The 11,250-nt window shown below is 35.9% G+C and carries 11 protein-coding genes; 7 read left to right on the plus strand and 4 right to left on the minus strand.

Annotated elements, in window-relative coordinates; all coding sequences use genetic code 11:
• Positions 1–620: 620 nt before the first annotated feature.
• The 6 genes from nhaD to XM47_RS03780 all read left to right on the plus strand — a co-directional run bounded on the left by nhaD (position 621) and on the right by XM47_RS03780 (position 6,298).
• Complete coding sequence (nhaD, locus tag XM47_RS03750) at positions 621–2,087, plus strand: sodium:proton antiporter NhaD (protein WP_078061830.1); 1,467 nt, start codon at positions 621–623, stop codon at positions 2,085–2,087.
• Between the two features lie 302 nt (positions 2,088–2,389).
• Positions 2,390–3,007, plus strand: coding sequence for a hypothetical protein (locus tag XM47_RS19025; RefSeq protein WP_149865443.1), 618 nt, complete (start codon positions 2,390–2,392; stop codon positions 3,005–3,007).
• Positions 3,004–3,738 carry an oxygen-binding di-iron domain-containing protein gene (locus tag XM47_RS03765; protein WP_048689848.1) on the plus strand — a complete coding sequence of 245 codons (735 nt, stop codon included), beginning with the start codon at positions 3,004–3,006 and terminating at the stop codon, positions 3,736–3,738. Before XM47_RS19025 ends, XM47_RS03765 begins: the two co-directional genes overlap by 4 nt.
• Positions 3,739–3,836: 98 nt before the next feature.
• Positions 3,837–4,790, plus strand: coding sequence for a thioredoxin-disulfide reductase (gene trxB / locus XM47_RS03770; protein WP_048689850.1), 954 nt, complete (start codon positions 3,837–3,839; stop codon positions 4,788–4,790).
• A 175-nt stretch (positions 4,791–4,965) separates the two neighbouring features.
• Positions 4,966–5,595 (plus strand): leucyl/phenylalanyl-tRNA--protein transferase, encoded by a 630-nt coding sequence (aat, locus tag XM47_RS03775; protein WP_245623416.1) that lies wholly within the window; start codon positions 4,966–4,968, stop codon positions 5,593–5,595.
• Complete coding sequence (locus XM47_RS03780; RefSeq protein ID WP_048689854.1) at positions 5,585–6,298, plus strand: arginyltransferase; 714 nt, start codon at positions 5,585–5,587, stop codon at positions 6,296–6,298. Before aat ends, XM47_RS03780 begins: the two co-directional genes overlap by 11 nt.
• On the opposite strand, the gene XM47_RS03785 is transcribed toward XM47_RS03780, so the two are convergent.
• Together XM47_RS03785 and XM47_RS03790 are read right to left on the minus strand one after the other, a co-directional pair.
• Entirely contained in the window at positions 6,295–7,935 is a 1,641-nt protein-coding gene (locus tag XM47_RS03785) for a response regulator (RefSeq protein ID WP_048689857.1), read from the minus strand. The genes XM47_RS03780 and XM47_RS03785 overlap by 4 nt on opposite strands.
• A gap of 118 nt (positions 7,936–8,053) precedes the next feature.
• Positions 8,054–8,584 carry a YaeQ family protein gene (locus tag XM47_RS03790; protein ID WP_048689859.1) on the minus strand — a complete coding sequence of 177 codons (531 nt, stop codon included), beginning with the start codon at positions 8,582–8,584 and terminating at the stop codon, positions 8,054–8,056.
• 260 nt (positions 8,585–8,844) lie between these two features.
• On the opposite strand from XM47_RS03790, the gene infA reads away from it, so the two are divergent.
• Positions 8,845–9,063, plus strand: coding sequence for a translation initiation factor IF-1 (infA, locus tag XM47_RS03795; RefSeq protein ID WP_048689862.1), 219 nt, complete (start codon positions 8,845–8,847; stop codon positions 9,061–9,063).
• 97 nt (positions 9,064–9,160) lie between these two features.
• On the opposite strand, the gene XM47_RS03800 is transcribed toward infA, so the two are convergent.
• Both XM47_RS03800 and XM47_RS18830 read right to left on the minus strand, forming a co-directional pair.
• Positions 9,161–10,732, minus strand: a complete 1,572-nt coding sequence (locus XM47_RS03800; RefSeq protein WP_149865444.1) for a hypothetical protein — start codon at positions 10,730–10,732, stop codon at positions 9,161–9,163.
• Positions 10,733–10,984: 252 nt separating this feature from the next.
• Positions 10,985–11,215 (minus strand): DUF2835 family protein, encoded by a 231-nt coding sequence (locus tag XM47_RS18830; RefSeq protein ID WP_077066459.1) that lies wholly within the window; start codon positions 11,213–11,215, stop codon positions 10,985–10,987.
• Positions 11,216–11,250 lie beyond the last annotated feature (35 nt).

Genomic DNA, 11,250 nt, shown 5'->3' on the forward strand with positions numbered 1-11,250 from the left:
ATCAATAGTCATAAAGAGTTGAATAATTCTGAAATATTTTAGTTAGTTCATTTTGTATTAATATACCACTAACCTAATACAAATCTGTCTATAAATTAATTGAGAATCATTTATGTTTACTAAAAACTGACAATTCCAGACCACTATTTTATAAAAAATAACCCAATTAATAACGAGTAGAATTTAAGCTAGCGCCAACATCTTACCCAATCTAACGAAGACCAAATTAGTGCAAAACATAACAACACCAATCAATTTGCACCAAAAGTGATAAATTTAACTCAAATTTATACAACTCATTATTGAGGAATTCCCTATTAATATAGTTCTATTAGGTAATCTAAACTACTCACAGAGACTCTTATAAATCGATACAGTTCAACAAAACAACTAATTATATAAAATCTCTTATAAATTAGGATTTAAGATATCATTTAGTCACTATTTTATAAACAAAAAACCTACATAATAAAAACCTTAAAATTTCAATTATTTGATAAAAAAAATACAAAGAAATATTATCCGGCTTTATTTCATAAAAATGTCAAAATCAAATTTCAGTTAACTTGATATTGTGGTAGATTGCGCGCTTATAGTGCAACCTAAAATAGTATCGGCAGATGAGTTTAACTAACTTCAAAAAACATTCCTATTTATACCAATTTATAACTTTCTTTTTGCTAATCGCCATTCCATCAAGTGTATTGGCAAGCAGTTTGAACTTAGAAGCAACGGGCAATCACGCATTAGACTTAACCTCTCATTGGGCTGGCTATTTTGCTTTATTTTTATTTGCTTTGGCTTACAGCCTTGTTATTGCTGAAGATTATCTGCATTTAAGAAAATCTAAACCAGTATTAGTCGCCGCTGGTGTGATTTGGTTCATTTTAGGTTACGTTTATACTCAAAATGGTATGCAAGAACTGGCGAAATCAGTTTTTGAGCATAATTTATTAGAATATGCTGAGCTACTACTATTTTTATTGGTTGCCATGACGTATATCAATGCGATGGAAGAACGAAAAGTATTTGACGGGATTCGTGTTTGGATGATGTCTAAAGGCTTAAGTTTACGTAATTTATTCTGGTTAACAGGTATTCTTGCCTTTGCTATATCATCATTTGCCAACAATCTAACGACCGCAATGTTAATGTGTGCGATTATTTTGAAAGTCGCCAAAGGTAATAAAAAATTTATTAATATAGCTTGTATCAATGTTGTTGTTGCATCAAATGCCGGAGGTGCTTTTAGTCCATTTGGTGACATCACTACCCTAATGGTGTGGCAAGCTGAGTTAGTTGGCTTTACTGAATTCTTTGCTTTATTCATTCCTTCTGTTGTTAACTTCATAGTCCCAGCAGTTATTATGAGCTTATTCATCAGCTCAGAACCTAGCCAAATTATTCTAGAAGAGTTTGAAATGAAACGCGGCGCGAAACGCATCGTTTTCCTTTTTATCTTAACCATAATTACCTCTGTAATCGCATTTAATTCATTTGGTATGCCGCCAGTGTTAGGCATGATGACAGGTTTAGGTTATTTAAAATTCTTTGGTTATTATTTAAGAAAATCTTTACCAAGATCATTAGAGAAAAAGCGTACCGAAGCACAACAACGTAAAGATGAAAAAGCACTTAAGCGTTTAGGTCAGGTTGTTCCATTTGATGTATTTTCTAAAATAGCTGCAGCTGAATGGGATACCTTATTATTCTTCTTTGGTGTTGTAATGTGTGTTGGTGGATTAGGTTTTATGGGCTATTTAACGCTTATTTCTGAAGCTATGTATACCAACTGGGATCCAACTTACGCTAATATTGTAGCTGGTGTTTTATCTGCAATTGTCGACAACATCCCTGTCATGTTCGCTGTTATCAATATGAACCCTGCAATGGGATTAGATCAATGGTTGCTCGTGACTATGACAGCTGGTGTTGGTGGCAGTTTATTATCTGTTGGTTCAGCTGCGGGCGTTGCGCTTATGGGGCAATCTAAAGGTAATTACTCATTCTTTGGTCATTTAAAATGGAGCTGGGCAATTGCACTTGGCTATATAGCTTCAATTTTAACCCATCTCTGGATTAATTAGCTTCTGCCGAATACTGTAACTTGGCATAGTGTCAGTACTTGATGCTATGCCTTATTAGGTTCTGATTCAATTTCATTACACCTAGAGTGCTCAAACAGTACTAATATTTCACTTCATCAAACAAAATACCATCAAATCCAATTCAATACTTTAAGAAGCTTTAGACTCTACTGATCTTTGAAATAATTAAAACAGATGAGTTAGCACTATTTAGCTATAAATTTTTGATCTTAAACATAGAAATTTCTTGATACTGTTCTAAGCTTATCAACATAAGAAGACCAAACGGAATTTCGGATAATATGGCGCTAGCTAAATCCCCTGTTTTTTTTGTAGTATCTGCCCAAATATCAGCCCATTTATATTCAGCAACAAAAATAGCTGAGAAATTGTCGCTAACCGCAAAAAATGCAAGAGCAATTACAGCTCGAGCTGGACAAGTAGCCGTAGGATTTGCAGCTATAACAGGCTTTATACAAGAGCTGGCCATTTCAACTATATCCCTAGCGCAAAGCATTAATATGATAGCGATTAAAATTAGTATGGTCGCAACTCAATTAGAAAGAGCGCAACAAGCTCAACTTAGATTTGAAAACGTTATTTCTCGATCAAGTGATGCGCAATATATAGATTCAATCAGACCTATGCTGAAACAAAACCAAGGCCTTATTATTGAACTTAATCAGAGGTTCAATAAATTAATCTCTGAATTATCTTCACTGTTAGATGAAACAGCGAAACAAATTCGATCGGCAAGTGTTATATCAAGTATGTCAAAAATTGAAGCATCACAATCAGGACAATACCAAAATCAACTTGAAGTGATATCTGAAAATATTGATACTTCAGCACAACAAATCAAATCGGAATTAAACAAAGCAAGTCAATTGCTCTCTAATACGGATAGAAAAACAAGATGAAAACAACCGAAATTGCACAATCCTCTAATTCGAAATGGCTAATGTTTGGCCGAGATAACGAAAAGCCAAATAAAATTATCGACACAAACCAATACATGTTAGTTGCAGGTCAAAGAGCCTTATTAATGGATCCTGGCGGGATAGAGTTATTTGCCCCCATGTTAGGTGCAGTGTTACGGCACGCATCGGTCGAACATATCACGGATATTTTTGCATCTCACCAAGATCCAGACATCATCTCTTCGCTCGGTTTATGGGATCAAGCATTACCAAATGCTAAGCTGCATTCACCTTGGCTTTGGGAAGGGTTTATCCGCCATTTTGGAATGAATAATATCGAATATGTCGCAGTTCCGGATGAAGGCGGCACAATTGATCTAGGTAGTCACAGTGTTGAAATGGTGCCAGCCCATTATCTCCATTCTTCTGGTAATTTTCATATCTATGATCCTAGTTGTAAATTATTAATGAGTGGTGATGTTGGCGCTGCATTAGAAGATGTCGATGCCCCACTCTATGTTGATAATTTTGAACAACATATCCCTAAAATGAAAGGGTTTCACCAAAGGTGGATGCCATCAAATGCCGCTAAGCTAGACTGGATTAACCGGGTTAGAAAATTAGACATTGAAATTATGGCACCTCAGCATGGCCGGATATTTACCGGAGAAAATGTCGGTAAATTCCTAGATTGGTTTGAAGCACTTGATGTCGGTACCGCAATAAAATAGATTAAATAAATCATTTTTTTCGATTATCAGTCATTCTTGACTTGAGATATGATGAATTGACCATATTAATGGCTTAATGCTGATTTTGGAGATATATAATGAGTGAAGCAAAACACTGTCGCCTACTAATTTTAGGCTCAGGTCCTGCTGGTTATACTGCCGCTGTTTACGCGGCTCGTGCAAACCTAAATCCGGTTTTAGTAACTGGTATGCAACAAGGTGGTCAATTAACCACGACAACTGAAGTAGAAAACTGGCCAGGCGATGCGCATGACTTAACAGGTCCTGCTTTAATGGACCGCATGAAAGAACATGCTGAAAGATTCGAAACAGAAATTTTATTTGATCACATTCACACAGTTGATTTCTCTCAAAAACCTTACCGCTTAACGGGCGATTCTGGTGAATATACATGTGATTCTCTGATCATTTGTACTGGTGCTTCTGCTAAGTATATAGGTTTACCATCGGAAGAAGCATTCCAAGGCCGAGGTGTATCTGCATGTGCAACATGTGATGGTTTCTTTTATCGTAACCAAAAAGTAGCGGTTGTCGGTGGTGGTAATACTGCAGTTGAAGAAGCGCTTTATTTATCTAACATTGCTGCTGAAGTTCACCTAGTTCACAGACGTGATAGCTTTAAAGCTGAAAAAATCTTAGTCGATCGTCTAAACGAAAAAGTGAAAAACGGTAACATCATCTTACACGTTAACCAGACTTTAGACGAAGTTTTAGGCGATGATATGGGCGTAACAGGTGTACGCCTAAAAGCAACTGATTCTGATGCAACTAACGAGTTAGAATTACAAGGCGTATTTATCGCAATTGGACACAAGCCAAATACTGATATTTTTGAAGGTCAGTTAGAAATGAAAGATGGCTATATTGTGATTCAATCTGGCTTAAATGGTAATGCCACTGCAACAAGTGTTGAAGGTGTGTATGCTGCTGGTGACGTATGTGACCACATTTACCGCCAAGCAATTACATCTGCTGGTACAGGCTGTATGGCTGCCCTTGATGCAGAGCGCTATTTAGATGCACTTAAATAGCGCTAGGTATTAGACGCAAGATTAGAACTAGGTCGAAACGTTTATCGACTTAGTTCTAAATTAACTATTTGTTTAAAAAACGAATTAGTGGAGGTAAAAAATCGCTCTATACCAATTATCCAGTGATGATCTAACCTTTCCTAACCCACAGCTCGCGCTCGATAATCCAAACGGCTTGCTCGCGATTGGTGGTGACTTATCTAGTACAAGACTTATCAATGCATATAAGCTTGGTATTTTTCCATGGTTTAACCCCGAAGAGCCTATACTTTGGTGGAGCCCTAATCCTAGAGGTGTGATAACACCAGCTGAGTTCAAATTAAACCGAAGTACCAAAAAAAGCATCAAAAGAAGTAATTTCTCGTTTACAGTCAATCAAGCGTTTTCCGACGTTATTCAAAACTGCGCTAAACTTAGAGTTAAAGAAGGCACTTGGATTAGCGACGAAATGATTTCAGCTTATACAAAATTACACGAAGAAAAATATGCCCACTCAATAGAAGTTTGGCAAAACGATAAATTAGTCGGTGGTCTATACGGTATTGGCCTAGGCGCATTATTTTGCGGTGAATCTATGTTTCATCTCGCCACAGATGCCTCTAAAGCGGCATTCTGGCAGCTTTGTGAGTTAGCAAAAAAGTTTGGCATCCAGTTAATAGATTGCCAAATGCAAAATAGTCATTTACAAACACTTGGGATTTATGAAATTGAACGCAATGATTTTTTAACCATCTCAGCCGAATTACAGCAAGCCTCCATTTCTTCTGATGTTTGGCATAAGAGGCAATTAAAATATGAGTGGTAATATCCCGATCAAATTTGGCATCAGCCAAGCTTTTCCTTGTAACTACTTACCCGAACAATATGAGAGGTTACTCGTTGCGATAGATGATATTGTTTATAATCCAACCAATTACGAAGTAATGCTTAATTTAGGCTTTAGACGAAGTGGTGAGCAAGTTTACAGGCCTCATTGCGAATCTTGTCAACAATGTATTTCAATCCGCATACCCGCAGCTGAATTTAGCTTAAGTCGCAATCAAAAAAGAACAGCGAAAAAGTGCCAAAATTTCACAACTCGAATTAATAAAAAAGCCATACCAAGCCAATATTTCGAGCTATATTCAAAGTATATCAATCAAAGGCATAGCGACAGTACTATGTTTCCGCCAGATTTAGCCCAATTTGAAAACTTTGTCTCTGCTAGTTGGCTCGAGGTTGGTTTTTTAGAGGTATACGATCAAAATAAACTCATCAGTATTTCAGTTATCGATTGTCTACCTGATAGTTTTTCTGCTGTTTATACTTTTTTTGACCCTGATTACTCTCATTATTCTTTAGGTCGATTTGCAATATTACAAATGGTCGAGTTTGCTAAAATCACTCAGCGTAATTATGTTTATTTAGGCTACCAAATAGATGAATGCCAAAAAATGAACTATAAAACAGAATACCAACCGCATGAAAAACTAATTGCTGGACATTGGCTTACAACGTCCAAGGCTTAACTTACACTGATAATCCCTTGCAACTCTTGTTCTAAGCTTTTAAACGTCTTAAATTGCTTCTCGTTTAGCTTAGAGGAACCTAACAGATCAACTATCTCATTTGCAGTTTCTCTCTGATCTGTATCTAATCCGTCTTTCCGATGGATAACCACTAATACTTTTAATATGCTCAACATAACTCGTGCATTTTTAGGGGTTAACATCAAAGCTTGGTTTAGCGAATTAATTGAGGCTTCAAATCGGCTCTTGTTAAAATATTCAATAGCCATCTCATTTAATTGTTTAGCTGTGAAATGAATTTCAGAACAGGCTTTTAATTCTTGCTCTATATAACGACTCACAACTTGACCTGTTAAATTGTCACCCGTTATTTGTTTTTGTACCGACTCAAGCAATACCAAAGCCTCTTCTCTTTTACCTAATTCATGGAACACTTTAACTTTATCCAAGTTATCTTCCAAAGAAGGCTTAGCTTTTAGCGAAACGTGTGCATCAACTAAACGCTCAGCTAGGTCCCTTTCATTTTTTAAGTTAAAGACTCGAGCCTTAGTAATAAATATTTGCTCTTTTAGCTGTGAAGCACTTTGAGCTTGTCCTTCTAATTCATGAATAGAATGCTCTACTTGACGTAAGATTTTTTTAGACGACTCTTCAGGCAAGGTTGACGCGAAATCAATCCCAGCGCGGATTACATTTAAAGTTAAGTCTGGCGAATCATGGACTGAGTTTTTAGCAATCCTAGCCATAGCTTGAGTTGCTTTAAATTGACCTTCATGATCATGATTTAGACGAGCAAGATCCCAGAATTTTTTATTTCTTTCTATGTTTCTAGGTGATAATTTAGTCGCCTTCTTGATTACGTCGTAAGCATTTTCATAATCTTGTTGATCAATATAATGCTCTGCAAGTAAATCATAGGTCGCAAACCGAGTGTCAGGCTTGTCTTGCATCTTTTGCAGTAGCTCAGATATCTCATCAATTTTATTTTGCTTAATTAATGATTTAGCATAGCCAACATACATCCACGAATATTTATGCAATTCGAGTAGCGCTTCGTAAAAAGTTTCAGCTTCTGTAAACTCTCGCAGGTTGAGTAAACTATCCCCTTTCATTCGCATTAAATTTAAATGATATTTATGTAACTTATTATTAAGCAGGTGTCTTTCTACATAATAAATCGCTTTACTATATTCATTTTTATCAAATGCTTCATAGACATTGAAAAGCGTTTTCTTAACTTCCAGTATATAAGCTAGCCTTTCTTTTATACTTTTTGGAGACAGTGGTTTAACCCAGAAATCATCTGGCTGTAATTCAACAATACCATTAACTAAAGTCTCTTCTGTATCAGCACTCAAAAATATTAAAACAGTACGTTTGTTCACATAACCTTTAAATTTAAGTTCTTCGAGTAAGTGAAAACCGTCTTTATCACTTTTAACATTGAAAGCACAAATAACCACATGGAAACGTGTTTTTTCACATAAACGAATTGCATAGTAGGCATTTTCTGCACTAACTATGTTTTGGACACCTAATTCTGCCAGCGTATTTTTTATAGTATGGTGGACTAAACTATGATCATCTATGATCAAAACATTCAGTGCTGAAAAATTATTTAAATCTTGTTTTTCCATCTAACTAAATCATCTAAAGGTAGGGGCTATTGCAGAAAAGCTTTTTCATTTTAGTTCATGATACTAAAAATTTAATCATCAGATTAAATTAATATGAACTTTTTTTAAAAAACTTACATTAATCTAAAACTTTATAGTCTATTTGACAGTCCGCTGTATCTGAGCTGACGAAGATAGAATTAGCTGAAATCGAACATGAAAGGGACACACTGCGATCAATTAATTTAACTAATTCCGAAATTTGTTCAAAATTAAACTGATAAAATTCGGCTTTTAAACTAGATAATTTGGCGGATGATTGCTTCCACCATACATCCGACTTAGTGTTAAAACTATATACTTTAACTTTATCTGAAATTCTGGTTGCCTTCTTAACCCGTTCAAAGGAAGGCTCACCAACATCAATCCAAAGTTTTGTTTGCTCATCTAGCGTTTTTAGCCAAACATCAGCTTCTTCAACTGAGCTTAGACCTTTGGTGAAAATTAAATCCGGATCTGCATTTAAACAAAAAGCAAGCAAACGAACCATCATACGCTCCAGTGTCTCTGATGGATGCTGGGCAAGTGTTAAATTTAAATTATCGTAATAATCTCGATCAAAATCAGACAAGCCGATTTTAAATTTATAAATGGTTGGTTTTAGCGCCAAAAGAAATGCTCGTAAATTAAAAACTATTTGATTTAGTTTACCCTATATAGTCTCTAATTAATCCTAAACTGTGTGAAATACAGAAAAATAACTCATTATATCGCCATATAAATAATTTCTGATAATTACAAACACATCTGGATTTACAATTTGAATTTTAATCCGGAGAAAAAAACAGCAAAAGCTTTACTTACAAGGCTAGTTAAGGCATGATCTGCGCCGATTTTTATACCGAATTAAATTCTGAGGTTTTTAACTGAATGGCGAAAGAAGATTGCATTGAGATGCAGGGTACAGTGTTAGACACTTTACCTAATACTATGTTCCGAGTTGAACTAGAAAACGGACATGTTGTAATGGCTCACATTTCAGGAAAAATGCGTAAAAACTACATTCGTATTTTAACTGGTGATAAAGTAACTGTCGAAATGACACCATATGATTTATCAAAAGGCCGCATCGTTTTCCGTCAACGTTAATTGCTCGCTGGCTTACAGCATCGACCTCAAAAAAATCCAGAGTACTTAAGTTTTTAAGATCTACTCTGGATTTTTTATTTCTGAATATTAAGTTTTATTATTCAGACCCATCTGCAGGCCAACCTAATGGCACATTTGCTACTTGGATCCCTCTCGCTAATAAACCTTCTTGAATCGTCAAACCTTCAGGCGCTTGCCATAAATCATGAATGAAGGCTTGAGATGCCGATTCTTCGGTAATATCACCCAAAACACCACTCGCATCGATATCAAAAACAAAGTTACCTAGGCCATCATAGCTACAGCTTGAGGTTGGCACGTACTCAATATTAGCTCTATGATCGCTACCTAGGTAGGTATTAGTTAGAGTATCATATTCAATAAATTGCCTTTGAGTGTATGCCTGCAAAGCATGTGTACTTGATGGAGTTGCCCAATCACAAATAAAGCCTAGGATAGCGCCGTCTGTATTATCAACAGTATCACCATAGCCATAATGCGCTTCACCATCCATAGGTTCATTCGGATTTAAACCTATGTTAAATACTCGGCTATTCGAGTCATTAACACCAGCTTGCCAAACATAAGTATAATCTCCACTTAAATCTGTTAAATCAAAATTAGCGCCAAAAATATTAAAATTTTCACTCCAACCACTCATATTTGTCGTTACATTATATTGATTAGCTGAATCAACTAGCCCATCTGATGTAAAAACACTGGTGACATTATGACCACATAAAGTTGCATTGCGAGCTTGCAAGCTAATATTATCCCCTGCTCTTTCATATGTTAAAGAGCCCGCTAAACTTCGCTCGTCTTGACTGCAATTATTGCCTGGCAGATTAACGTCGGTTACGCCATTTTCTCCTTCGGCTATATATTTTAAATGCCCTTGGTATTCTGAATAATCATTGCCTGGCATATGCTCCATTTCTAACCAAACTGAGTAGCTATTGCCACTTGTTACCCAATCAAATTCAACACGGTAAAACCAAGTATCTAGACTATGAGTGATTTCAGCTAAACCAAAAGTCACATTAATCAATCCTAGAGTATTCATATAGCTAGTCAAATTGAGTGTGTGGCCTTCACTTGGTAATGACTCACCATGACTTATTGCTGAAGAGATAAGGCTTGCTAGTGTCATAAGGGCCATTCTAGACTGATCTTGTACACCAGATAATAAAGCATTGGTTTGTGCTACAGCACATGCATCACCATTTTCATCTTCAACTAGCCAAATGCCTAAATCACCACCAGGTAGAGTACCATTTTCGCTAGTACTATCCGTTGCATTTGGGTGGCCAGTAAAACTCACACTTGGGCCAAAGCAATTTGCATTATGTGCAATTCGATAAAAACTCTCAGGCATAAATACATCACGCAGAGGTGTAATACTGTTTAGTAATAAGCCAATTCGCTGAGTGGACCAAAAATAGTGTGGGATTGAATTGCTAGACCTAGCAGCAGTCCCAATAATTAACGAGTTATCTTGTTCTAAGAAAGGAGAAGCTGCAGCCAAACCAGTTGGAAAAATATTTTCAACTGCAATAGAATGGTATTCGCTCTCTTCCCCTTCGTCTGTTTGAATAGAAATATTACAGCCAGATAACACAAGGCACGCAGCTAGATAGCCAGTAATTTGGTTAAACTTCATGTATCTCATTATCGAATCCCGTCTAGATATTTATTATCTAAGGATAGAAAATAAATAAATTTTTCCAAATAAATTTAACTAACCTTAATTTTGGATAAGAAATTATTTAATTCTATGAAGTTATTTAGATTATTTATGGAGAGGCATTTTTTTGGAGTTAAGGAAAATTTGCGCTAGTAATAGTTGGCTATTACTAGCGGATTCAACCCAGTTATCAGGAAAAAGGCTTTCAAGAAAGCAAGTTGTTATTCCTACTTGAAGTTAGCTAGTTTGTTCGAAACTCATAATTTTATTGTTGCTATCAACTAACATTCTAAAGCGTCCTTTCAATCCAGAACTATTAATAAAGCGCCTTAAATTACTAGTCGGTACTTGAATTCGCTTACCACATTCAGAAATCAGCAATACGTTAGGTAGTTGCCCTGTATAAAATACACTGCACTCTTGATAAGAGACGTCTAAGCTAAAAAAATAAATTTGATAATATGACATGAAAAATTGAAATGAAATAAGAGAAATATGGGCAG

The organism is Catenovulum maritimum, assembly GCF_001050375.1.
GTDB classification, from domain to species: Bacteria; Pseudomonadota; Gammaproteobacteria; order Enterobacterales; family Alteromonadaceae; genus Catenovulum; species Catenovulum maritimum.